Origin of the sequence: Pseudomonas sp. CP4 (assembly GCF_047758505.1) — a bacterium.
GTDB lineage: Bacteria > Pseudomonadota > Gammaproteobacteria > Pseudomonadales > Pseudomonadaceae > Aquipseudomonas > Aquipseudomonas fluorescens_AO.
Window position 1 is genome coordinate 425,409 of record NZ_CP180489.1, and the last position, 23,035, is coordinate 448,443.

Below are 23,035 nucleotides of genomic sequence, written 5' to 3' on the forward strand. Positions count from 1 at the left end.
TCGCGAGCAGGCTCGCTCCCACAAGGTTTTCTGCGATCGTTCCCACGCTCTGCGTGGTAACGCAGCCCGGGACGCTCTGCGTCCAATGCCGAAACGGACGCGGAGCGTCCAGTGAGGCATTCCCACGCAGAGCGTGGGAACGATCAACATCAGCCAATCCATAACAAGGCCCACCGCATGTCCTCACGTATCGCCAGCAAGCCGTCGGCCATACCCGTTCCGCAAGCCGCGTCCGCCACCTCACTGATCCCTGCTCTGTTGCTATGCATCTCCGGCGCCGCGGCGTTGGTCTATCAGGTGTTGTGGATCAAACAGCTCTCGCTGATGGTCGGCGTCGAGGTCTATGCGATCACCACCGGCATCAGCGCGTTTTTCGCCGGGCTTGCTCTCGGCGGCTGGTTGTTCGGGCGCTGGGCCGATCGCTTGCAACAGCCGGTTCTGCTGTATGCCGGGCTGGAAGTACTGGTGGCCATGCTCGGCGTTGGCGCGACAGTGGCCATGGGTCTGGCGGCCAGTGCGTTTGCCTGGTTGCAGGGTCATGTCGGCGTGCTCGCGTGGTTGCTGCCGTTTGCGCTGGTGGGCATTCCGGCGGTGTTGATGGGCGGGACGCTGCCGGTGCTGGTGCGCTCACTGGCGGCTGAGCCGGGCAAGGCCGGCGGTCAGTTGTATGCGGCGAATACGCTGGGCGCGATCGTTGGCACTTTGCTCGCCGCGTTCGTACTGATCGCCAGCCTCGGCGTGCGCGGCAGTGCGCTGTTCGCCGCGATGATCAACCTGCTCGCCGCTGCCGGTGCGCTGTGGTTGCAGCGCCAGCAGTCAGTGGCGCTGGCCACGCCGGTCAAACATGCCAACGCACGAGCACCGGACCGCACTGCGCTGTGGCTCTACGCGATCGCCGGAGGTGTGGCGTTGGGCTACGAGGTGGTCTGGTCGCAGTCGATCGTGCAGTTCATGAGTACGCGCACCTATGCGTTTGCCGTGGTACTGGCGACCTACCTGACCGGGCTGTTTATCGGCAGCGCCGTGCTCGCCCGTCGCGTCGAACGCATTCGCGACCCATGGGGCGTATTCGGCTTGTTGATTGCCGGTGCAGGCCTGCTTGCGCTGCTGGAGATCGCCGTGCTGGGACGTTGGCTGGTGCTCGTGCAGAGCCATGCGGAAACCTGGCTGCTGAGTCTGGGCTCCAGCGAGCTGGCCGGCATGAGCGCACGCTTTGCCGTGGCGGCGCTGAGCATCGTGTTTGTGCCGACCCTGCTGCTCGGCGCGGCGTTTCCTCTGGCGTTGCGCCTGAGTGTCGGCAGCGAACGTGTGGGCCGCGATGTCGGCGCCGTGGTGGCGTTCAACACCCTGGGCGGGATCATCGGTGTGATGCTTTGCGGCTTCGTATTGATTCCTTTGCTGGGACTTGTGCGCACCCTCGGTCTACTGGCGCTCGTCGCAGCGACGATTGGTTATCTGGCGGTGCGCAAGGGCCATGGCGTGGCGAAAGGTCGGCGCCAGGCCGTGGTCGCGCTAGGTCTGGTGTGCGTAGCGGTGGCGGTGCTGACCCCAGCTGACAAACTCGCCAGCCTGTTGCCCGGCGCACGCAACGGCACGCTGGCCTTTTACGAGGAAGGACGCGGCGGCACTGTCGCGGTGGTCACTCAGGGACGTGGCGAAAACACCTTCCACCGTTTGTACATACAAGGTGTGTCGAACACCGGCGATGCCATGCCGTCGCTGCGCTACATGCGCATTCAGGCACTGCTGCCACTGCTGATCCACAACGGTGAACCGCGCTCGACCTTGGTGATCGGCTTCGGCACCGGCATCACCGCAGGCGCAATGCTGCGCTATCAGGGTCTGGAACATCGCGTGGTCGCCGAGTTGCTGCCATCGGTGGTGAAAGCAGCGCCGTTGTTCAAGGGCAACTTCAATGCGGCCAACGATCCCGGCGTCGACATACGCCTGCGCGACGGTCGCCAGGAACTGCTGCGCAGTGCACAGATCTACGACGTCATCACCCTGGAACCGCCACCGCCCTCCGCCGCCGGCGTGGTCAATCTGTATTCGCGGGATTTCTACGAGCTGGCCGCCAGTCGCTTGCAGGATCGGGGCATCGTCGCCCAGTGGCTGCCGCTGCCGACGCAGAATATCGACGACTCGCGATCACTGGTGCGCAGCTTCCTCGACGTGTTCCCGCATGCCTCGCTGTGGACCAGCGAGTTTCACGAAATGCTGCTGGTTGGCTCAATGAAACCGATGCAACTGGACGCCGAGAAAATCACCGCGCGCTTCCAGCAGGAAAGCGTACGCAACGCCCTGCAGGACGTCGGCATCGGCTCGGCGGCGGCGCTGCTGGCCACCTGGGTCACCGATCGCGCCGGTCTGGAGCGCTTCGCCGCCGATGCACCGGCAGTGACCGATGATCAGCCGCGCATCGAATACGCGCCGTGGGTGCGGAGCAAGGAAATAACCCGCGTGCTACCGGCGCTGCTGGACTTGTATCAGCCACCGACACTGGTCAATGCCGAAGCCGGATTCAGTGAACGCATGGAAACGCATCGGCAGCGCTTGATGCAGTTTTATCGGGCAAGCCTGCACGCCTACGACGGCGATCGGGACGCATGGGGGCGGGATATTCGGGAAGTTATGCAAGGGGATCGGGCGAACCCGTATTTTCGATGGTTTGTCGGGCAGTAAGGCGGGGGCTGACAGGATGCCTTCGCGAGCGTGCTCGCTCCCACAGTCGGATTGCGTATCATCTCAAAAACAGGTCGCCCGTCAGGCCGCCTTCGCGAGCAAGCTCGCTCCCACAAAAGCAAAAGCAAAGCAGCGCAGCTGCCCGCGGCGAAGCCGCCCCACTCAACAATGAGCGTTAGCTCGAGTGCTCTTGATCTTGATCCACCGGCGACGTCGGAAGGCTGAGTGGAGGGATTGATCCGGGGGGGGGGAGCGCAGCGACCGTCTGGCGCAGCCAGACACAGCGCAAGGAGGTGCAGCGAAGCAAACCGTAGCCGCTGCGCCCGGATCGATCCCGCAGCGAAGGAACCCGAGCCTGCGAGGGCCGAACGTAGGAGCAAGCCTTTTCGGTTACCTTTTTGGCGTTTGAAAAAGGTGACCCGCCGTAAGGGCGGAACCCTAAGCCGCCATTACCGCTGCAACGGATATGTACCCCAAAACCCCGAGCAGACAAGCCCCCCAAACCATACTGCAATCCATGGGAGCGAGTCTGCTCGCAAAGAGGCCCTAAACCTCAAGACATCACTTGGCCTCGGACTTCAGCTTCAGATACGTCTGATGCATGTCACTCGCCCAACCATCGATCACCGCTTTGAAATCATTGGATTTCAACACCTGCGATGAATTTTCCAGCGGCTGCCCGGTGCCCTTGCGCACCACTTGAGCCACCACCTTGTTACTGCTGCCATCGAGGAATACCGCCTCGGTGGCCAACGTGGTTTCCTGATCGCGAATACCGCTGGCAGTGCTCACCGCAGCAGCGACCAGCGCAATCGGGATCACCTCATACACATGCAGGCCTTCAGTCTTGCTGCTCACCGCCGTGATCGCCGGCCGTACCACGATGACGCCTGGCCCGGGACCTGTGGCCAAAGGCAACGATTTGCTCAGCTCGCGCTTGAGCGCCTGATCGTAGTAGCTGGTGATGCCATTAAGCGTCTGCTGGGGGATTTTTTCGGTGGCTTGCGGCTTCGGATACAGCTGGCTCGGCTCGACATAGAAGCTGGTGAATTTATTGATGTCGAGTTTCGGGTCCATCCAGCGCATCACCTCGGCGCCCGAGGGTGATTTGGTCTCCTTCAGTTGACTGTAATCCTTTAGAAAACCGGAATACTGGTCTGGCTCGACGGTTTTACTGGAACAACCCACCACACCGAGGGTGGCGATGCACAGCGTGCCCATCATCACGGCTAGCTTCATGCTGTAACTCCTGTCAGAAGGCCAAATCGTTTGCATAGGGGGAGTTACAGGTATAGCTAAAACCGCAGCAATTGCGATTGCAAAGCACAAAATTCACACGGCCCTGCGCGGCGAGTCCCAGCGCTTATTTGACAGACGCGCTGCATGCGACAAAGCTGCATCCAGATGTATGCACGCCAGAAGGCCAACGCACCCGGACTACGGAAGTCGCAATGCCCAAGCATAAAAACAAAGCGGTGCAACCTGAGCCTGACGCGTCACCCTCCTCTTTTACACGTTTCGTCTTCCCGGTCATTATCGGCGCGCTGCTCGCGGCCGTGGCCGGTATTGGCTGGTTCCTGTTCAGCCCGGCGCCCACTCCCGTCAAACCCGCAGCCATCAGCACGCCTATTCCACCACCCGCCAAGCCGCAACCCGTGGTGGCGAGCAAGCCGGCAAGCATGGTCGATGAGCAGCAATGCCAGGGCTGCCATAGCGAGCAGGTCAAGGACTGGCAAGGCTCGCATCACCAATTGGCCATGCAGCCGGCGACCGCCGAAACCACTCTGGGCGACTTCAACAACGTGACCTTCAAGGCCGCAAACGAGACCACACGGTTCACCCGCAAGGGCGATGAATTCTGGGTCAATGCGCCCGGCATCGACGGCAAGAACGCCGACTTCAAAGTGGCCTACACCTTCGGCATCGCGCCGCTCCAGCAATATCTGATCGAGGTGGGTCAGGGACGTTTGCAAGCCCTTGGCGTGGCGTGGGATACCGAGAAAGATCGCTGGTTTCATCTGTACGCCGGCCAGGGGGTGAACTTCAAGAATCCGCTGCACTGGAGCAAACCGAGCCAGAACGCCAACTTCATGTGCGTCGAATGCCATACCACCGGTTTCAAGCGTAATTTCGATGCAGCGAGCAACAGCTTCAACAGTCAGTGGAACAGCCTCGGTGTCGGCTGTCAGGCCTGTCATGGCCCGGCGTCGAATCACCTGGAGTGGGCGCAGAAAAAAGACGATTTGATCCATAAGGGCTTCGACGTCGATCTCAAGGACAAGAACGCCACGGTAGAAATCGAAACCTGCGCGCGCTGCCATTCCCGCCGCGCGCCGCTGGGCGATGGCTTTACCGTCGGCAAGCGGCTGATGGACGATTACCTGCCCAGCGCCCTGACCCGCGAACTCTATGCGCTGGACGGCAAAATCAAGGACGAAGTGTTCGAACATGGCTCGTTCCTCCAAAGCAAGATGTTCGACAAGGGCGTGCGTTGCAGCAATTGCCATAACCCGCACAGCAACGAACTGAAGGCACCGGGCAACGCCGTGTGTCTGCAATGCCACAATACGGCGGGCAAGACCTCGGTCGCCGGCGTCGACGGCAAGGGTCTGCAAGCGAAGAATTACGACTCCATCGAACACACCCGCCACGCCATGGGCCAGCCCGGCTCGCAGTGCGTCGATTGCCACATGCCTGGCAAGTTCTACATGGGCAATGATTTTCGGCACGACCACAGTTTCAGCATTCCCAACCCCGAGCGCGCGCAGAAACTCGGCACGCCAGACGCCTGCCTGAGCTGTCACCAGGGCAAGGCCGGCGACAAGGTCACCGCGCAGTTCAAATCGTGGAACGCAACCGCCTCCCCGGCTCAGCAGGCACCACGCTATGACGAAAGCCTGTGGCTGATCCGCAATGGCCAGCCCGGCGCCGCCGACGCGCTGTACCAGCAATTGCAGCGCAGCAACCTTCCGGCGATCCAGCGCGCGACGTTGCTGGCGGAATTACCGCTGTACCCGAGCGAACATGCGCTGAAACTGGCCACTCAGGACCTCAAACATTCAGAACCACAGGTGCGCGACAGCGCGGTGCGGGCGATCAGCGCATTCCTGCCACCGCCGGAGCGCGCGCCGTTACTGGCGCCGTTACTCAATGATCCAGTGAAAGCCGTGCGCATCGTCGCCGCGCGGGATCTGCTCGGTGCCTCGCGCAACAATGGTCTGGGGGCGGCGCAAGCCAGCTGGAACGCGGCGATCGCCGAATATGAAGCCGTGCAGAAAAGCCTGCTCGAACGTGCAGAAGCCAATCTCAATCTGGCGATGCTGTACCAGGCCAGCGGGCGCAGTGCCGAGGTCGAACCGTTGCTGCGCAGCGCCCTGCAACGTGATCCGGACTTCTACCCGGCGCTGGTCACGCTGGCACAGTGGCTGGAAGCGAATGGTCGCGCCACCGAAGCGCAGAAGCTGTTGGATGACAGCCTCAAGCAGCATCCGGAGGCGGCGCTGTTGCAGCATACGCGCGGGTTGTCGCTGATCCGTGCCGGCCAGTCCGCCGACGCCATGTCCTACCTGCGCAAAGCCGCGCAACTGGAACCGGAGAATGCGCAATACGGCTATGTACTGGCGGTGGCGCTGCATGAGAGCGGCAAGGTTGATGAGGCTTGTGCAATTCTGGAGGGTTTGCTCAAGGTACAACCGGCCAACCGCAATGCGCGGCTGTCGCTGATCCAGTACTACCTCGATAGCGGCCAGGAGCCGAAGGCGCAGGTGCTGTTGCAGGGCTGGAAGAAAATGAATATGGGGGATCCGGCGCTCAAGTGATCGATGGGATGCCCCCCCGATCACCTGTGGGAGCGAGCCTGCTCGCGAATGCAATCTGTCAGCGACATCGTAGTCGGCTGACGTAGCGTTTTCGCGAGCAGGCTCGCTCCCACAGGGCTACCACCGAGCTTCAGCGTTTGCTTCACCAGGACGATGTTTCGCCACTGCGCAACGCCATCTCCCGCCGGCTATTGGCACGCATCGCCTTGATCAGCGACACCGTTCCCACCAGCAAAATCGCCGCACCAAACAAAAAGTCGATGTTGTACAGCTGGAAATCTTCCACCGGCCCGATCAGCAATGTCCGCACCACCGCAATCCCTACCAGCGTGGCGAGAAAGTCGATCCCCGGTTCATCGCGGTAGAACACCAGCATCAGCGGCAGGCACAGCACCAGCAGAAGCAGCAACACCACCACCTTGAACGAGCCTTTGCGCTCGACGCTGAACGCGCACTCATGCGCCCCGTAAGGCTTGTAGTCCTCGTCGCGGATCATCGAGTTCTTCTCGTTGATGTAGTCGGCGCGGTTGTACTTCTGGATCGGCGTGAAGGTGTTGGACATCTCCATCAGCGTGGTGATGTTCTTGAAACGCAGGTCGACGCGCTCGCTGCCCTTGAGGTAATACAGCACCGGTTTGTAGCCATAGCGATAGCTGTCGAACGGGAACGCAGCGGTCTGGGCGTGCACGCCAATCGGCCGTGGCTCGAGTTCGGCGAAGGCGCTTTTGTTGGTCGACGACAGATTGCGGCTCAGCGGCTGCACCTTAACCTGCTCGAGGAAGATCGGCGTCACGCCGAACGACCACTGCAACGGTTCCAAACGCAGGCGCAGTTCGTTGCGGCCCAGGTCGTAGCGGTTGAAAGTGCGTTCGGAAACCACCAGCGAACCGCCGACCATGAACTCGCCGCGCAGGTTATTGGTAACGCGCAAGGTCAGTTGATCCTTGCCCAGCAACGCCGCTTCCGTGGTCGGTGGCGTGCCGCACCACGCAGTGCTTTCGCCGACACCGCCAAGCTGGCCGTCGCGGTTTTCCTTGAATACATAAAAGTAACTGGCCCACAGCGTCAGCAGCAAAAGCGACGCCGTGAGACCGAGGATTTTTTTGCCCGGACTCACTGATCAGACTCCCTTCTTCGGTTCCATCGTCCAGCCGAAAACCCGCTGGCGACGGCGACTCTACCAAAAGGCCATCAGTGACCCAAGGGAAAATGCCGGATCGGCACCAAACCTAGGGGTTTCCCCGGTATGCGCCTCACCCCCTGTAGGAGTGAACCTGCTCGCGATAGCGGTGTTTGATCGTTCCCACGCTCTGCGTGGGAATGCAGCCCGGGACGCTCTGCGTCCCAATCTAGGTGCGATCGCGAGGAATCAGGCTTTGCAGTTGCTGCGCCAGAAAATTCGCATCAAACGCAAACGTATCCGGATCCTTCAAACCATTGGTCTTGCGCCACTGCCACGCACCATCCGCCAGACCGACCAGCGAAATACTCCCATACCGCGCCGCCGTCAGCCCCATCACCGCCAGAGAAATCTGCCCGCCGCTGCCCATCACGTCCGGCACAAACTCTACCGGCTTGCCGGCAATCACAATGCTCAACTTCTCCGTCTTGAACGTCGAGGTCTCCACCGGCACGCTCGGCCCGGACGCGACGTACGCCTCGCGACTGACCTCCAGCAGATTCGGCGCCTTGACCGGTTCAAGCCATTGCTCGATCTGGTCGAACAGCGCGCCAATCCGTGTTGCCCAGTCAGCTGATTGCGTAGTGAACAGTTGCTTCTTGTGCGCTTCGCTCTCGGCATAGTGGCGAAGCATTTCGCCCAGTTGCTGTACGTCGTTCATTGCTATGTTCCTTGGAAAGGACCTGCGAACGGTGATAGTGGCAGATCCCAAGCCCGGCGTACGTTTAGTTCTTGCAGGTGCACAGTTGCGGGAAAGATCGGCGGTACAGTCAGCAGGTGCTGGCGTCGAGCCTCGAACAGCAGGAAACTCCGGGCAGACCTGAACGCTCGACACTGTCATTTGCTGGAGGAAATTCAATGCGCACCATCGGCCTTATCGGCGGCATGAGCTGGGAGTCCAGCGCCGAATACTATCGCCTGATCAACCAACAGGTCCGCGACCGCCTCGGCCCGTTGCGTTCGGCGCAGTTGCTGATGTACAGCGTCGACTTCGGCCCGGTCGAACAGGCTCAGCACGCCGGGCGCTGGGACGATGCGGCGGCAATTCTGGTCGATGCCGCGCGCAGGCTCGAAGCCGGCGGCGCCGAGTGTGTGATGCTGTGTACCAACACCATGCACAAAGTTGCGGACCAGATTCAGGCGGCGATCAGCATTCCGTTTATGCACATTGCCGAACCGGCGGCGCGAGCGGCGCTGGAAATCGACGCGCTGACGGTCGGGCTGCTCGGCACGGCATTCACTATGGAGCAGGACTTCCTCAAGCAGCGTCTTATCGCACAAGGACTGACGGTGCTGGTGCCCGACGAAGCCGAGCGCAAGGACGTGCACCGGATCATCTACGACGAACTCTGCGTCGGGGTGATCAGCGAACAATCGCGTCAGATCTACCAAGGCGTCATCGAATCCCTGACCGCCCGTGGCGCTCAGGCAATTATCCTCGGCTGTACGGAAATTGGCATGTTGATCAAACCCGAACACAGCGCCCTGCCCCTGCTCGACACCACCGAGCTGCATGCGCAATCGGCGGTGGCGTTCGCGCTGGAGACTGACTGATTCAAGATTTTGACGAACCGCGCAGACGGGCCATGCTCAGGGTGTCGACCCACTGCCCGTCGCGCACCGCGTAATCACGCGACAGCCCTTCGGCCTCGAAACCGAACTTGCGATAAAGGCCGATGGCCGCCTCGTTGTCGGCGTACACCGTGAGTTCGACGCGGTGCAGGTTCATCCAGTTATCGGCGACATCCAGTGCCGCAGCCAACAACATTGAACCAACGCCTTTGCCTTGCCATGCAGCCGCTACACCCATACCGAAACTACCGGCGTGGGCGCGGCGCATGCGCGAAAAGGCTTCCAGTCCAAGATTGCCAATCACCACGCCCTGATGCAGCGCCACCAGTTTCAGCGCGCGTTCGTTGTCGGCCTGCAATCGTTGCCGCCAGACCTCGGTGGACTGGAATGGCATCTGCAGCACCTGCCGTGCAACGGCGGGGTCGTTGTAGAGCGCAGTGATGCCTTCGAGGTGGGATTCGTTGGAGCGTTCGAGGTGGATGGTGGGGGTTGGGTCTGGCATGGGGGATCTGTCCGTGATCTGAGCGTGGCTGCTCACTCTAAACCTCGGATATTGAAACTGGCGAGGTTAAATTGTGGGAGCGAGCCTGCTCGCGAAAGGGCCATCAAGTCCGATGCAATTATTAGATTTAAACGAAGGTGTTTAAAAGACACCTCCAGACACGCCTTCCAGGCTACAAATTCTTGCGCCATTGCCTACAGCTACGCCAGAATCCGCCGGCTTGTGCGCTTTGAGGGCGGGTTCTATTGTGGTCCGGTCGCTGACGAATCAGCGATCGGGTCTCGCAGCCCGTCGATCTCTGGACGCACAACACCCGCTATTTATGGCGGCTGTACGTGGGAGACCTTCGGGTCTGCCGGTTCTAGAGTCCCGGTCTGCGACCCGCGTATAGCTGCCACCTCCTTTTCGTATCGCAGCGAAATGTGGCGGCTCCGTCGACTCTAGGAGCTTCACCATGATCAAACCAACACCCAACCCGCCCGAAACCGATCCAACCTCGCCCTACGAATCCCTCGATTCAAAAAAACTCCACGAAGCCGCCGACCGCGCCCTTGATCACTACCTCTGCCCGCCCGGCTCGACCCCACCGCCCTACAGCCCTCGCGCCATGTACGCCGTCACCGCCGACACGAAAAACGAAGACCTGCTGGCCAATGCATGCGAAACCCTTGCCTCCGCCAAAACCATCGCCCAGGAATTTGCCGGGCTGGTCAAGCCGTCGCAACGGCGGACGCTGATGGGGATTGCGCAGTTGATCATGCTCGGAGAACTGGCGGTGAATCGGGTGCTGGATAATCTGGAGATGCCGCGGTAGCGGGCCTCGCGACTGGCTCTTAATAGGGCGCCGGCAGTGCCGACGCCTTCGCGGGCAAGCCCGCTCCCACAGGGGACTTGTGTCGCTCATACGGCTGCGGTCACGCCGCCGAATTCGTGGGAGCGAGCCTGCTCGCGAAAGCGGTGGGTCAGTCACTGAAGCGTCGACTGGTAGATTGCATTCGCGAGCAGGCTCGCTCCCACGCTCACTCCTACAGGGGGCGGGTCAAGGCTGGAACCATTCGTGGCGTTCGTTGAAGGTTTGCTGGATGAGGTCGGTGAGGGCTTGGATTTCGGGGGAGTTTTGCGAGTCGGTGTTGACGGCGAGCCAAGCATGGAGCTGCATCGCATCGGCGAATAATCCGGGCAGTGCGGTGAGGCCACGGTCGAAGCGGCTCATGTATGCCGGCAACAACCCAATGCAGGCGCTGCAGCGGATCATCTCTAACATCAATTCATAAGATTGCATCTGCACTACACCAGCCAAGCGCTGCTCGACCAACTCATTCCACGGTCGAAAACTCTCAACCCGCCGATCATGCTGCCATTGCACCAACATGAAGTCCGCCAGGTCATCCGGTGTTTCTGGTCGTGCAGTCACGCGGCTGTAGCGCTTGGCGATATGCGGCAGATACTCAATCGGCGCAAGGCATTGCGGTTCGCTGGTGGCAAACGCTGGGCCGGGATTAGGGCTTTCGCCGGGCGTGAGCCAGAGGACGATGTCAGCGCTGACTGCACGCAATGCCAGTTCGCTATCCAGCGCGATGATTTCAAGGCGCAGGCTGGCATTGCGGCGCAGCAGTGCGATGAGGTCGCGGCCGAGGATGTCGTGGAGGATGGATTCGGCGATGGCCAGACGGATCAGTGGTTGTTCGATGACCGGGAGTTTGCGTTCGTGGGCCAGGGTGATGAGTCGGGCCTGCAACTGTTGGCCTTCGCGGGTGAGCGTGAGGGCGCTGCCCTGGAAGCTGAACAGGCTGTGTTGCAGTTGCTGTTCAAGTTGCGCGAGTTGTTTGCGCAATAGAGTCGAGCGGACGTTGAGGCTGCGCGCGGCTTGCATGAAGCAGCCGCAGCGGGCGCTGGCGAGGAAGTATTGGGCGACTTCGTTGTCGATGGTCGCGGCCTGGTTGAGCCAGGGGTCGGGTTTGGTTTGGGGCGAGTGGTAATCAGCGGTGGCCGGGCGTCCTGCGGGTTCGGTGAATGACATTGATGACTCCCTGTCGATCTTTGTAGTTGCCTTGAGTGCGCCATAGACCCCTGTGGGAGCGAGCTTGCTCGCGAAAGCGTCAGCACATTCAACATATTTGCTGACTGATACTCCGCTTTCGCGAGCAAGCTCGCTCCCACAGGGGTTGTGGTGTAGGTGAAATCAGTGTTTTTCCTCGAGGATTTTGTTCAGTTCAGCGCCGTCGATGCTGAGGGTGGCGGTGTTGAGCATGCCGTCCAGGTAAGCCTGGGCGATCTGTTCCTGGCGTTGCGCGCGCAGGGCCTGGGTCAGTTGGTCGCGCAGTTCGTCCAGGGTTGCGGTGCGGGCCGGTTGTTGTTCGGTGAGTTTGATCACGTGGAAACCGGCAGCGCTTTGCACCGGATCTGACACGGCACCAACCTTGAGCCGCGCCACGGCGCTACGTACTTCCGGCACCAGTTGTTGCAATGGTTGCAGGCCGGTATCACCGCCCCGCTCTGCCGTGACGCGATCCTGGGAATATTGCGTAGCGAGCGCCGGAAAGTCGGCCGGTGCTGTCTGCGCCTTCTTGCTCAATTCAGTGGCTTGTTTGCGCACGGGTTCCAAAGAAGAAGAATCACTGACGCCAAGGAAAATCTGACTGACCCGATACAGCGCCGGTGTCTGCCAATTGGCCTTCCCCGCGTCATACGCCTGCTGCAACTCAGCCGCGCTCGGATACTCCGCCGGCACCTGACTCACCGAGCGCAGATAATCACGAAAGACGATCTGCTCAGTCGCCGCTCGGGTCTGCCGGGCGACTTCGGGACGCTGCGCCCAACCCTGCGCATCGGCCTGTTCCAGCACGGCTTTCTCGGCCAGTCGCGATCGAATCCAGCGCTCCAGCGCCTCACGATTGCCGCGCAGTTGTTCACGGGTTTGCGCCGGAACAGTCGCGAGCAGCGCCTGCAATTCCTCAGGCGACACCTGCTGATTGCCCAACCGCGCCACCGCCGGCCCAGCTGAAACAATCACTGGCGACGAAGGCTGCTGAGCGGCGACCGGATCACTCCCCGGCCGCAGCACCAGCGCCACGGCCACCACCAACAGCGCCACCGCTCCGGCGCCGATCACCATGGCAGGCTTTTTCACAGTGCTACTTCCTCTGCCTCGGCGACGGCGGCTTTTGCGGTTTGCGCACCCGCGGTCTGGCTGAAATCACGCAGGTAAACGATGAACTCCTGCAACAGGCGATCCCACAATTCCAGATTGCCGCGCAGGTGCTCGTCGCTTACGCCAGCAGCCACGACCACGTCCATTTCCATGACCAGAAACTCGCCCTGTAACGACAACCGCGCAAACCGCCGCGTCGCATTCCACTTTTCTGCGACGCCCTCAGGCAATTCACCCTGCACACGCAGCGCACAGCTGAAAGTGAAATCAACAAAGCCGCCCTGCTCCACCGCCGGATTGCCGAAACGCACAGCGTAGCCGATGCCCTGGCTGGCGCTGAGCAACTGGACGATGCCGTTCTGTTCGCTCTGATTGACGCGGTAACCGGCGGCTTGCAGGACGTCGGTCAGTGATTGCGGGGAAACGTGGATGATCAATTGAGTCATGGCTTTCTTCCTTGTTATCAGTGAGCGATCGCGGCTTGCGGCGCGTCGAATTGGGTTTTGTAGAGCTCGTCGCCAAAGCCCTGCGCCAGTTCATCGAACTTGACCCGTGCGCTGCCGGCGAAGGGCTGGCGGATTTTCATCACCTCGGCGACGTCGATGTTTTCGTAGGCCGTGAGGATCTGTTTGGCGACGCCGTACATTTGCTGATTCTTGGCTGAACATTGCTGCACTTGTGTGTCACGTTCCGCCAGTTGCGCTTGCAGTTTCGCGCGTTCGGCTTCTTTGCCACGGGCGAGAACTAGTAACTCGTCATAGGCTTTTTTGAACTTGCCGGTCTGTTCGGCACTGGCCGCCACTTGCGCCTGCGCCTGGCTGTGCAGGCTCTGTTGCTGCCCGGACAGTTGCTCGGCGAGGCCTTTGGCTTTGGCCAGTTCGGCAGTCAGTTGCTTGATCTGCGCTTGCGCTGCCTTGGCTTCGTTCTGCGCCGCCAGTTGCGCGGCGCTGGCCTGGGCCTGTTGGGTTTGCAGGGCCTGCAATTGCTGGGTGGTGCTGCGCAATTGCGTGCGCAGGCGTTCTTCCATGCCTTCGGCGCTCGCCCCGGTGGCTATCGCTAAACCCAGGCCCAGCGCGAGAAAACGCGTGTTCATAAAGCTCTCCCGGCGCCTTAGAAGCGCGTGTTGATCTCAAGCTGCAAGACGTCAATGTCGAACGGCGCGCCGTACACCGCTTCGGTGCTCATCCAGCGGCCGGTGGCAGAAACGTTCTTCGCCAGGCCGTAGTTGCCGCCCATGAAATAGCCCTTGGCGTTGGTGCCGCCGAGGTGGAACGACGAGTCGTTGAAGCCGTCGGGCAAGGCGTCCGGCTGGATGTACTTGTAGCCGGCGAACAGGTTCCAGTCGCCCTTGCGCTTGAGGTCCAGCGCGTTGCCGAGGGTGAACTGCACCATCCACGCGTTGGCGCCGCTTTCGATCTCGCCGTTGCTGTCGAGGTTGTTGACGATCTGCCCGGCGGAACGCTTGCGCATCTCGCCTTCGTCGTAGCTGAGGTTGTGGATGTAATCGCCCTGGCTGCGCAGTTTGAAGTCCTGCGGCAGGTCGGCGTCCCAGACCACGTTGAGATCGAGCAGGTTGAACTCGGACGCGAGGCCGACGAATTGCGGCTGCGGCGTGGCGCTCGGGTTGAGCGGGTTCGGCGTGATGTCACGCAGCAGGAACACGCTGTTGCCCTTCTGCATGAACGCCGCGCGGCTGCCGTCGCTGTCGCAACCCGGCGCGCCGGCCCACGGTTCGCAAGGGCTGGAGCGCTGGCCCTGAATGTCGTCGAAGCGGTAATAGGCCAGCGCACCTTTGAGGCGGTTGTTGCTGCTGATCGCCCATTTCGCGCCGAGCTGCGCGCCGTACAGCCACTTGTTGTCGCTCTCTTCCTTGTCGAAACCGTTGCTGCTGGAAGTGTCGTTGGTGTAATCCACCGGGAACGCGCCGACCGTACCGAACACGCCCCAATCGCGGTTGAGCTTGTGATCGAATATCGCCGCCACACCGTCGAAATTCAGGTCGTTGGAATAGAGCATGTCGGTGGACATGAACGGGTTGGCGAAGCGCCCGCCGGTCAGGGTCAATTCGTCCATTGGCTTCCAGGTCAGGTAGCCCTGATCGAGCCAGATGTCCTTCTTGGCAAAGCCGCCGCCGAGGTTCTGCGTGGTCGATACCGGGTTGTTGTCCGAACCGGTGCCGATGCGAATGCCGGCGGTCCACTCCTCTGAAATCACCGCTTTCATGCCCAGACGAGCGCGCAGGCGAAAGAGGTTTTCGCGGTCCTCGCGAGTGTTGAGCAACGGCGGCAGGCTGGTGCTGCTGTTGGGATTTACGTCGTACGGGCCGTTGTTGTTGAGCTTGGCGAAGTCGACGATTTCGTTGCTGTTGTTGCCTGAGTAGTAACGCGATTCGTCGCGCAGACGAATATCGCCGTCGAAACTGATGCGCGAGGCCCAGTCGGGGAAGGTATTCGGCGCTGCCCAGTTTTCCTGTTTGGCGGCGGCCATGACCTCGGCTTTGACCTGATCGCGGATCTGGTCACGCACCGCTGCCGGCACGTACTGCACGCGCACATCCCCCGGCGCGGCGACCGGCCCGGCCGCGACGGCGGTGGACGCGGCAGCCTGTTTCGCTTGGGCCGCTTCGTTCTGCGCCTGAGCGATCAGCGCGTCGGCCTTGTCCTGTTTGAGAATGCCCTGCTCGACCAGCAAGCGGATCAGATTGATCGTGGCGTTCTCCGAAGGCGCAGGCGCTGCCACGGCCTGACCGACCAGGGTCGCAATGACCATGCCGACCGCCAGGGACAATCGATTCACGTTGGAAATCATCTGCACACAACTCCTTTTGCCGAAGCTTGAATAAGTGAATTAGCCCGGACGCCGCCCTTGCAGGGACAGGCGCACAGGCAAAGTGATGGAGGCCGGAGGCCGTTCGCTGAGGGCTGGCGCACCGCGTAAAGCGGCCAGCACTTGGGTATCGATTTGCGGGTTGCCGCTGGACTTGATCAGCTCGACACGGGTGATCTCGCCGACGCTGCTCAGCCAGACATCGGCCTGCAGTGAAAACGCGAGGTTGCGCAGCTCGGGGTTCTCGCGCAGCAAACGCTGGAAGGTGAACGCGAGAAACTGGCTGTACGTGCCCGTGCCCAAACGCCCGCCGCCGGCTCCGGCCATGCCGCCGCCCTTGCCGGCGCCAATGTTGAAAGCATCGCTGCCGGACTGCGCGTCGCCGTCCATTTGCATTGGGTTGGCCAGATCGTCCGCCGGCGATGGCGGCGCCTCTTCTTCAGGCTTGACCTCCTCCGGCTCCGGCGTTGGCTCGGGCTCGACGACCTTTTCTTCCACCGGCGTTTCCGGCTCTGGCGGTTTCTCCGGCGGCGGTGGTGGCGGTGGCGGCAACGGGATGATCGTCGGCACCTTCGGCGCTTCGCGACGCACGCCGGCCATGTCGTTGGCCCACTGCCAGAGGAACCACGCGGCGAGCGCGCCGACCAGCAGCCCGGCGCCCCACTTCACATAGCGCAACGGCGACTTTTTCACGGGCGGCGGTTCGATCGGGAGTTGTGCGGTCATGACTCAGCCCTGACTCGGTTTGCCGGTGACGAGACCGACCTGGGACAGTTCGAGCCGGCGCAGCAGGTCGAGCACTTCGATGACTTTCTGGTACTGCACCGTCGCATCGCCACGCACGATCACCGGGAAGTCCGGGCTCTGCGCTTTCTCGATGCGCAGGCGTTCTTCCAGCTCGGCCAAGGTCACCGGATAGGCATCGAGAAACACCTGACCGCCGTCGTTCACCGAGATCGCCTTGGTCTTGGCCTCTGACAGCGACACCGACGCGCTGGCCTTGGGCAGGTTGATCTGGATCCCGGAGACCTGCGCGGTGGCGGTGAGGATGAACATCACCAGCACCACCATCAGCACGTCGACCAGCGGAGTGATATTGATGCTGTCCACCGCGGCATCGTCGTCATCGTCGTGGGAGGCATTTACGGACGCCATGACAGTGCTCCTCAGGCCGGTACGGAGTGGTGGGCGTGATGGCCGCGCTGATGCGACGCCTCACTGAACTGGCTCTCGCCATGCATTTCCGCCAGACGGGTGATGAACTCGTCGACGAACACGCGCATGTCGGCGCTGACTTCCTTGTTGCGGGTAATCAGGCGGTTGTAGCCAAAGAGTGCGGGGATCGCGACGAACAGGCCCATCGCTGTGGCCAACAACGCGGCAGCCATGCCCGGTGCGATGGCATTGATGTTGACGTCGCCGGCCATCGCCGTGCCGAGGAACACCACCATGATCCCCAGCACGGTGCCGAGCAGGCCGATGTACGGGCCGCCGGCGATGGCGTTGGACAGGGTCGAGAGTTTCGAACTCAGTTGCTGGTTTTCCCGGGTGCGCACGCCGTCCATGGAGCAGCGGATGGCTTCGATGGTGGCGGCGGAAACCGACGAGGTATCGGCGCCCTGCTCACGGCGGGTGCGAATCTCTTTGACCGCCACCAGATAAAGGCGCCACAGCGACGAATGCTGCAGGCGCTGCGCCAGTTGGGCGTCGTCGGCGAACATTTCCAGACGCGTCCCGACCTTGGCGAACTGCACGCGGAAGTCTTCGTTGGCAGCGGTGACGCGGCTGAGGCTGCGGTTCTTGCGCAGCATGATGATCCACGACTGGAACATCATCAGCACTAGCACAGCGATGATCACCCAAGCGTCAATTGGCACCGCGTTGAGCAGGAAGCCGAGGCTGCCGAAACCGAATCCGGACTGTTCTTCATCGACGCCATAGGCGACCAGTTTCGACTCGGCGCCTTGCGAGGTGGCATCGGCCAGCAACAGCGCAGCAGGACGGGCGACTTTCGACAGGCGCAGTTCGTCGATGGCGCCAGCGAATGGCTGGAACGCGCCTTGCTGCAGATCGGCACCGATGGCCATGACCGAGTTGAACGCCGGCATCGCCTGAGCCAGTGCAGCGCTCTCGCGACCGTTAATGTAGAGGGTGACTTTCGAGCCCTCAGCGGTCAGCGCAACGTGTTGCCATTGCGCCGGAGGCAGTGCCTGGGTAGCAGCGGCGCGCTGGCCGTCGATTTCCACGAATGGCAGACCCTGGCTTACGCCGACCAACAGACTTTGCGTGCCTTCGCGTCGAGCGAGAATCAGTTGCTCGCCACTGGCCTGATCCAGGCGCAGCCAGGCGCTGAAAGTGAACGCGCTACCAGCGTTGTGTTGCAGCGACGGACTGGCCGGCAGCAACAACGGCTGACCGCTGAACTGCAAGGCACGGCCGACGACGCCATCGATCGCTGTGCCGGTCGCGCTTTGCGCGGTGTTGCCGTACGCCGTGGTGTCTTTCGCCGGGGTGCCGGTGGCGCCGTCGAAGTGATACAGCGCGGTGTAATTCGGATCGAAGGTGAGTTGGCCGTTGCCGGTGGCCGGGGCTTTCTGGTTGCCGTAGTACATCCAGATGTCCTGACGCTGACCGCCCTCTACATTCGGCACATCAACCCAGATCAGCGCCATGCCCATCAGCGCATCGAAGCTTTCGATCTGGTGATTGAGCACAGTCTTGTCATCGGCGGCGACAAAGCGCAGATCGGAGCCGTCCTCTTTCACACCGTCGAAGGTGAAGTTGCCGGTGTGTAAGCGCACCAACAGCGCGGTGCGGCCAAGGGCCTGATTGATCGCCGCGCCTTGCGGGGTGGTGTCGACGGCAATCTGTTTGCGGTAATGCCAGTCGTCCTGCCACCAGGCCTGAGCCGTGGCCGGGAGCACGAAGCCCAGGCAGATCAACAACGAAAGGAAGAGGCGTTGCATGGACGTGCTCCGTTAGAAAGTGGCTTGAAGGTTGAAGTGCAGGCGCGATTCCTGCTTGGAGGTGTTCGGCCCTTCGAGTAGCGGGTAGCCCCAGTCGAGGCTGCCGGACAGCCATTTACTGAGGCTGGCGCGGGTGCCGAGGCCGACGCTGGCGAGGGCGTAATTGGCGTCCTGATCCGGCAGTTCGTCGCGCAGGTACAACTGCGCGCCTTCGGCGAAGGCATAGAAGCGCCAGTCCTGCATCCACGTGCCGGCGAATTTCGCCAGCGACGGTGTGCGCAATTCCTGGCTGAGCAGGTAGCCGTCATCGGCGGTACGTTCAGCCGCGAGATAGCCGCGCACGGAGGTGGCGCCACCGGCGGAGAATTGTTCGTTGGAAACCAGCGGCCCCGAGGCGAGTTGGAATGCGGCTTTGCTTGCGCTCTGCCAGTCGCTGTCGAAGGTCCAGGTGTAGTTGGTGTCGCCCTTGAGCACGGCGAAACTCGGTTTGGCGCGATAGCGTTTGTAGTCGAAGTCTTCGTCGTCGCTGCCGTAGCCGAACACGCTGCGGGTGGCGGCAACCAGGCTCAGGCCGAGGCCGAGTTGGCTCTTTTCGCTATAGCGATAACCGTTGTAGGCGAAGGTGAACGGCGCATATTTGAGCGGCACCTTGTCGCTTTCGCCGGACAGGCTCAGGCGCTCGTCGAAGTCCTTGAAGTCGATGCCGGCCGACAGCGAGTTCGACCAGTTGCCGCTCGAGGGCAGCGTGTAAATCGCCGCGACGCCGTAAGAATGACCCTTGCCCAGCACGTTGCTGCCGCCGATGGTGGCGACATTGCTGTCGGACTGGTAACCGGAGAACTGCACGCTCCAGCGCTCGCTCAGCGGCGCGGTGTAGGAGCCCGACCAGACTTTGGCGTTGTCGGTTTCCTGCGGCGCGGTGAAGAACGTCAGGTTGACGCTGTGACCGAGCTGCCAGAGGTTGTTGTAACCGAGACTGGTGACGCTGCGCAGCTTTTCGGTGTCGGCGCTGTAGTCGTTATTGAGGCCCACGCTGGCCGTCCACGGGTTCTGGTCTTCGACCTGCAAGTCGACATCCATGGTCCCGGGACGCTGGCCTTCACGCACCAGCGGCATCACTTGCCGGCCGGGCGTTTTGTTGAGCTGCGCCAGTTCGCCTTGGACCTTGGCGAAGTCCGGCACCTCGCCTTCTTTCAGTGCCGGAACGTTGTCGCGGATGTCCAGCGGCGAATAGTGTTTGGCGCCAACCACGCGCACCCGGCCGACCTTGGTTTCACTGACTTGCAGATAGACGATGCCATCGGCCACGGCCTGCTCGGGCAGCTCGACGAACACAGACTGGTAGCCGCGTTCCTGATAGGCCTTCTGCAACGCATCGCGCGCGCCTTCGATGTCGCTCAAGGCTTTCTGCGGCGAGAAACGGGTACACCGCTTCTTCGATCGCCCGCGCATCGAGCACGGTGTTGCCGCGCACGAAGTATTCGTTGACGTCCACCAGTCGCTGCGCGGCGGGCGCTTCTGTGCCCTCCTCGGCCAGCGCCGGCTGCGCGCCCGCCGTCACCAGCAGCCAGCCGCACAGCGCCAGCCGTGACGTGAAAATCCGTTCCACATTACCCCCTGAAATTCGCGATGACCTGTGGGCATTGGCGCCCGGTGTGATGCGTCAATTGCTGATCGTTGTGGCGCAGGCGTGCTTGCCCAGCCAGGTGTGCAACAGCGCGAAGTTCAGCGAGAACTCGGGCATTTGCAGCAAGGCGCCGCAGAACACTTCGCCGATGATTTTCTGAATCAGCAGCACCGCGCGCGGCTCGTTGAGCAGCGTGGCAATGTCGCGACTGAGGGCGGTGAAACTCCAGACTTTCTGGTTCAGGCCGAGGCCAACGAACCAGCGGAACAGCAGGTTGTAATTCAGCTGTTCATAGAGTTGCTGTTCGCTGGGCACCGAATAGAGCAATTGCAGGAGCAGGATGTGCATGACCGTTTGCGCGGGAATGAGCATGCCGGGCGCGGTATTGAGGTCGTGCAGAAGGTCCTGGTGGGCGTCGAGCAGATCGTCGATCTGCGGGCGCAGCAACACCAGCGAATGGCCCGGCGGAATGTAGCTGGACACTTCTTTCAGGGCGCCCTGCCAGTCTTCCTGCGAGACGATCCAGACCCACGGCGCGCCGTAGCGATATACCGAAACCGGCTTCTTGCGCGCGGCTTCGACGATCTTCGACAAGCGTTGATCGAGCTCCTGCATGCCCACTTTCGAATAGCGTTCCATAGTCCCCATTGCCTCACTCCCGGCGTCCCGCCTCGGCTTGCAAAGTGCGCCCCGAAAGGCTCCTCAAGCGCGTTACACAGGCATGACCGGACTGGCAAAGGGCTACCGAACTTTTGTCATAAAAGCTTCATTACGAAACTGCACATGGCCCGCGAAATCACTCAGACCCTGTGGGAGCTGGCTTGCCAGCGATGGCGGTGGGTCAGTCAATCAAGCGGGTGGATGTGCCGACCCCATCGCTGGCAAGCCAGCTCCCACAGGGATTCGGGGTGGCATGAGATTCGGCGACGCGCCTGCCCTTTTGCTCTGCACCGTTGCGTGACATTCGCGTGACATTCACAGGGTTAAATCCCGACCCATTCAGGCGTATAACCTTCACAAGACTTTCAATCGGCACGCCGACTTCAACACAGGGTAGTGACATGACCACAGCAAACATCCTTGGCAACCTGTTCCCTTCTGGCAGCGACATCCCGGAAAAATACCGCCTGGACGCTCAGGTCGAGCAGCGTGAATATCTGGTCGATGGCCAATTGCGCCGCTGGGACGGCCCACTCGCCACCGTGCGCAGCCCGGTTTATCTGAAAGGCGAAAACGGCGAAGAACAGGTGATCCTCGGCAGCACGCCGCTGCTGGATGCCGAAACCGCGCTCACCGCCCTCGACGCTGCCGTCCGCGCTTATGACCGGGGCCAGGGACTGTGGCCGACCATGCGCGTGGCCGAGCGCATCCAGCATGTCGAAGCGTTTCTCGGCCGTATGCGCGAGCAGCGCGAAGCTGTGGTCAAGCTGCTGATGTGGGAGATCGGCAAGAACCTCAAGGACTCGGAAAAAGAGTTCGATCGCACCTGCGATTACATCGTCGACACCATCAACGCCCTGAAAGAACTCGACCGCCGCTCCAGCCGTTTCGAGCTGGAACAGGACACCCTCGGCCAGATCCGCCGCGTACCGCTTGGCGTCGCACTGTGCATGGGCCCTTACAACTATCCGCTGAACGAAACCTTCACCACGCTGATTCCGGCGCTGATCATGGGCAACACCGTGGTATTCAAACCGGCCAAGCTCGGCGTACTACTGATCCGGCCGTTGCTCGAGGCCTTCCGCGACAGCTTCCCGACCGGCGTGATCAACGTCATCTACGGCAGCGGCCGCGAGACCGTCAGCGCACTGATGGCGAGCGGCAAGATCGACATCTTCGCCTTCATCGGCACCAACAAGGCCGCCAGCGACCTGAAGAAACTGCACCCGAAACCACACCGCTTGCGCGCGGCTCTCGGCCTGGACGCCAAGAACCCCGGCATCGTTCTGCCCGAAGTCGATCTCGACAATGCCGTCAGCGAAGCGGTCACCGGCTCGCTGTCGTTCAACGGGCAGCGCTGCACCGCTCTGAAAATCCTTTTCGTCCATGAGGACGTGGTCGACAGCTTCATCGAGAAATTCAACGCCAGACTCGCCACACTGAAACCGGGCATGCCGTGGGACAGCGGCGTGGCGCTGACACCGCTGCCGGAGTCGGGCAAGGTTGATTACCTGCACGGTCTGGTCGCTGACGCGCAAAGCAAAGGCGCCCAAGTGGTCAACCCCAATGGCGGTGAGTCTCACGCCTCGTTCTTCTACCCCGCAGTGCTGTACCCGGTTAACCCGCAGATGCGCGTCTATCAGGAGGAACAATTCGGCCCGGTGGTGCCGATCGTGCCTTACCGCCACCTCGATACCGTCATCGATTACGTGCTGGAATCCGACTTCGGCCAGCAGCTGAGCATTTTCGGCACCAACCCCGTCGCGGTCGGGCGGCTGGTTGACACCTTCGCCAATCAGGTCGGGCGGATCAACCTCAACGCCCAGTGCCAGCGCGGCCCGGATACCTACCCGTTCAACGGTCGCAAGAACTCCGCCGAAGGCACGCTGTCGGTACACGATGCATTGCGGGTGTTTTCGATCCGCACGCTGGTCGCGACCAGGTTCCAGGAAAGCAACAAGGATCTGATCAGCGAAATCATTCGCGGACGTGATTCGAGTTTCCTGACCACTGATTACATTTTCTGACGAGGACCTTGCACTGAGTACGTT

Annotated in this window: 18 protein-coding genes and 1 pseudogene; 5 read left to right on the forward strand and 14 right to left on the reverse strand. The window is 61.5% G+C overall.

The annotated features are described in order from the left end of the window. The first annotated feature begins 177 nt into the window (after positions 1-177). Positions 178-2,682 carry a fused MFS/spermidine synthase gene (locus ACMYUN_RS01660; protein WP_415762564.1) on the forward strand — a complete coding sequence of 835 codons (2,505 nt, stop codon included), beginning with the start codon at positions 178-180 and terminating at the stop codon, positions 2,680-2,682. Between the two features lie 561 nt (positions 2,683-3,243). On the opposite strand, the gene ACMYUN_RS01665 is transcribed toward ACMYUN_RS01660, so the two are convergent. Further along, positions 3,244-3,921, reverse strand: coding sequence for a DUF3313 domain-containing protein (locus ACMYUN_RS01665; protein ID WP_415762565.1), 678 nt, complete (start codon positions 3,919-3,921; stop codon positions 3,244-3,246). A 212-nt stretch (positions 3,922-4,133) separates the two neighbouring features. Between ACMYUN_RS01665 and ACMYUN_RS01670 the strand changes: the two genes are divergently transcribed. Then, a complete protein-coding gene (locus tag ACMYUN_RS01670) occupies positions 4,134-6,500 on the forward strand; it encodes a tetratricopeptide repeat protein (RefSeq protein ID WP_415762566.1) in 2,367 nt (788 codons plus the stop codon). 142 nt (positions 6,501-6,642) lie between these two features. On the opposite strand, the gene ACMYUN_RS01675 is transcribed toward ACMYUN_RS01670, so the two are convergent. Continuing rightward, positions 6,643-7,617 carry a hypothetical protein gene (locus tag ACMYUN_RS01675; RefSeq protein ID WP_415762567.1) on the reverse strand — a complete coding sequence of 325 codons (975 nt, stop codon included), beginning with the start codon at positions 7,615-7,617 and terminating at the stop codon, positions 6,643-6,645. A gap of 232 nt (positions 7,618-7,849) precedes the next feature. Then, positions 7,850-8,341, reverse strand: a complete 492-nt coding sequence (locus ACMYUN_RS01680) for a hypothetical protein (protein ID WP_415762568.1) — start codon at positions 8,339-8,341, stop codon at positions 7,850-7,852. Positions 8,342-8,538: 197 nt separating this feature from the next. On the opposite strand from ACMYUN_RS01680, the gene ACMYUN_RS01685 reads away from it, so the two are divergent. Beyond that, positions 8,539-9,234 carry an aspartate/glutamate racemase family protein gene (locus tag ACMYUN_RS01685; RefSeq protein WP_415762569.1) on the forward strand — a complete coding sequence of 232 codons (696 nt, stop codon included), beginning with the start codon at positions 8,539-8,541 and terminating at the stop codon, positions 9,232-9,234. A 1-nt stretch (position 9,235) separates the two neighbouring features. Here the strand turns inward: ACMYUN_RS01685 and ACMYUN_RS01690 are convergent, their stop codons facing one another. Next, positions 9,236-9,754, reverse strand: a complete 519-nt coding sequence (locus tag ACMYUN_RS01690; protein WP_415762570.1) for a GNAT family N-acetyltransferase — start codon at positions 9,752-9,754, stop codon at positions 9,236-9,238. Between the two features lie 454 nt (positions 9,755-10,208). Here ACMYUN_RS01690 and ACMYUN_RS01695 point away from each other — a divergent pair, with 454 nt between their 5' ends. Continuing rightward, positions 10,209-10,568 carry a DUF6124 family protein gene (locus ACMYUN_RS01695; RefSeq protein ID WP_329514300.1) on the forward strand — a complete coding sequence of 120 codons (360 nt, stop codon included), beginning with the start codon at positions 10,209-10,211 and terminating at the stop codon, positions 10,566-10,568. Between the two features lie 225 nt (positions 10,569-10,793). Here ACMYUN_RS01695 and ACMYUN_RS01700 read toward each other — a convergent pair whose 3' ends face one another. The 10 genes and pseudogenes from ACMYUN_RS01700 to ACMYUN_RS01745 all read right to left on the reverse strand — a co-directional run bounded on the left by ACMYUN_RS01700 (position 10,794) and on the right by ACMYUN_RS01745 (position 20,972). Beyond that, positions 10,794-11,774, reverse strand: a complete 981-nt coding sequence (locus ACMYUN_RS01700) for a LysR substrate-binding domain-containing protein (RefSeq protein WP_415762571.1) — start codon at positions 11,772-11,774, stop codon at positions 10,794-10,796. 162 nt (positions 11,775-11,936) lie between these two features. After that, the gene (locus ACMYUN_RS01705) at positions 11,937-12,884 is read right to left on the reverse strand and encodes a peptidylprolyl isomerase (protein ID WP_415762572.1); all 948 of its coding nucleotides are present in this window, start codon (positions 12,882-12,884) and stop codon (positions 11,937-11,939) included. Then, positions 12,881-13,351, reverse strand: a complete 471-nt coding sequence (locus tag ACMYUN_RS01710) for a YbjN domain-containing protein (protein WP_415762573.1) — start codon at positions 13,349-13,351, stop codon at positions 12,881-12,883. Before ACMYUN_RS01710 ends, ACMYUN_RS01705 begins: the two co-directional genes overlap by 4 nt. A 17-nt stretch (positions 13,352-13,368) precedes the next feature. Next, positions 13,369-13,998 carry a DNA repair protein gene (locus tag ACMYUN_RS01715; RefSeq protein ID WP_415762574.1) on the reverse strand — a complete coding sequence of 210 codons (630 nt, stop codon included), beginning with the start codon at positions 13,996-13,998 and terminating at the stop codon, positions 13,369-13,371. Positions 13,999-14,015: 17 nt separating this feature from the next. Further along, entirely contained in the window at positions 14,016-15,713 is a 1,698-nt protein-coding gene (locus ACMYUN_RS01720; protein WP_415762576.1) for a putative porin, read from the reverse strand. Positions 15,714-15,752: 39 nt separating this feature from the next. Beyond that, entirely contained in the window at positions 15,753-16,457 is a 705-nt protein-coding gene (locus ACMYUN_RS01725) for an energy transducer TonB (protein WP_095179904.1), read from the reverse strand. Positions 16,458-16,460: 3 nt separating this feature from the next. Further along, positions 16,461-16,886 carry an ExbD/TolR family protein gene (locus ACMYUN_RS01730; protein WP_003201710.1) on the reverse strand — a complete coding sequence of 142 codons (426 nt, stop codon included), beginning with the start codon at positions 16,884-16,886 and terminating at the stop codon, positions 16,461-16,463. Positions 16,887-16,897: 11 nt separating this feature from the next. Beyond that, entirely contained in the window at positions 16,898-18,697 is a 1,800-nt protein-coding gene (locus ACMYUN_RS01735) for a DUF2341 domain-containing protein (protein ID WP_415762577.1), read from the reverse strand. Positions 18,698-18,709: 12 nt separating this feature from the next. Then, positions 18,710-20,306 (reverse strand): annotated as a pseudogene (locus tag ACMYUN_RS01740) (ShlB/FhaC/HecB family hemolysin secretion/activation protein). A 54-nt stretch (positions 20,307-20,360) separates the two neighbouring features. Beyond that, positions 20,361-20,972, reverse strand: coding sequence for a transposase (locus tag ACMYUN_RS01745; RefSeq protein ID WP_080769391.1), 612 nt, complete (start codon positions 20,970-20,972; stop codon positions 20,361-20,363). Between the two features lie 413 nt (positions 20,973-21,385). Here ACMYUN_RS01745 and ACMYUN_RS01750 point away from each other — a divergent pair, with 413 nt between their 5' ends. Beyond that, positions 21,386-23,011 carry an NADP-dependent glyceraldehyde-3-phosphate dehydrogenase gene (locus ACMYUN_RS01750; RefSeq protein ID WP_415762578.1) on the forward strand — a complete coding sequence of 542 codons (1,626 nt, stop codon included), beginning with the start codon at positions 21,386-21,388 and terminating at the stop codon, positions 23,009-23,011. Positions 23,012-23,035: the final 24 nt, after the last annotated feature.

Coding starts and splice junctions, on each gene's coding strand:
- ACMYUN_RS01735 (WP_415762577.1), bottom strand. CDS start 18,697: ATGCAACGCCTCTTCCTTTCGTTGTTGATCTGCCTGGGCTTCGTGCTC.
- ACMYUN_RS01660 (WP_415762564.1), top strand. CDS start 178: ATGTCCTCACGTATCGCCAGCAAGCCGTCGGCCATACCCGTTCCGCAA.
- ACMYUN_RS01720 (WP_415762576.1), bottom strand. CDS start 15,713: ATGATTTCCAACGTGAATCGATTGTCCCTGGCGGTCGGCATGGTCATT.
- ACMYUN_RS01690 (WP_415762570.1), bottom strand. CDS start 9,754: ATGCCAGACCCAACCCCCACCATCCACCTCGAACGCTCCAACGAATCC.
- ACMYUN_RS01695 (WP_329514300.1), top strand. CDS start 10,209: ATGATCAAACCAACACCCAACCCGCCCGAAACCGATCCAACCTCGCCC.
- ACMYUN_RS01665 (WP_415762565.1), bottom strand. CDS start 3,921: ATGAAGCTAGCCGTGATGATGGGCACGCTGTGCATCGCCACCCTCGGT.
- ACMYUN_RS01710 (WP_415762573.1), bottom strand. CDS start 13,351: ATGACTCAATTGATCATCCACGTTTCCCCGCAATCACTGACCGACGTC.
- ACMYUN_RS01685 (WP_415762569.1), top strand. CDS start 8,539: ATGCGCACCATCGGCCTTATCGGCGGCATGAGCTGGGAGTCCAGCGCC.
- ACMYUN_RS01680 (WP_415762568.1), bottom strand. CDS start 8,341: ATGAACGACGTACAGCAACTGGGCGAAATGCTTCGCCACTATGCCGAG.
- ACMYUN_RS01715 (WP_415762574.1), bottom strand. CDS start 13,998: ATGAACACGCGTTTTCTCGCGCTGGGCCTGGGTTTAGCGATAGCCACC.
- ACMYUN_RS01670 (WP_415762566.1), top strand. CDS start 4,134: ATGCCCAAGCATAAAAACAAAGCGGTGCAACCTGAGCCTGACGCGTCA.
- ACMYUN_RS01745 (WP_080769391.1), bottom strand. CDS start 20,972: ATGGGGACTATGGAACGCTATTCGAAAGTGGGCATGCAGGAGCTCGAT.
- ACMYUN_RS01730 (WP_003201710.1), bottom strand. CDS start 16,886: ATGGCGTCCGTAAATGCCTCCCACGACGATGACGACGATGCCGCGGTG.
- ACMYUN_RS01750 (WP_415762578.1), top strand. CDS start 21,386: ATGACCACAGCAAACATCCTTGGCAACCTGTTCCCTTCTGGCAGCGAC.
- ACMYUN_RS01725 (WP_095179904.1), bottom strand. CDS start 16,457: ATGACCGCACAACTCCCGATCGAACCGCCGCCCGTGAAAAAGTCGCCG.
- ACMYUN_RS01700 (WP_415762571.1), bottom strand. CDS start 11,774: ATGTCATTCACCGAACCCGCAGGACGCCCGGCCACCGCTGATTACCAC.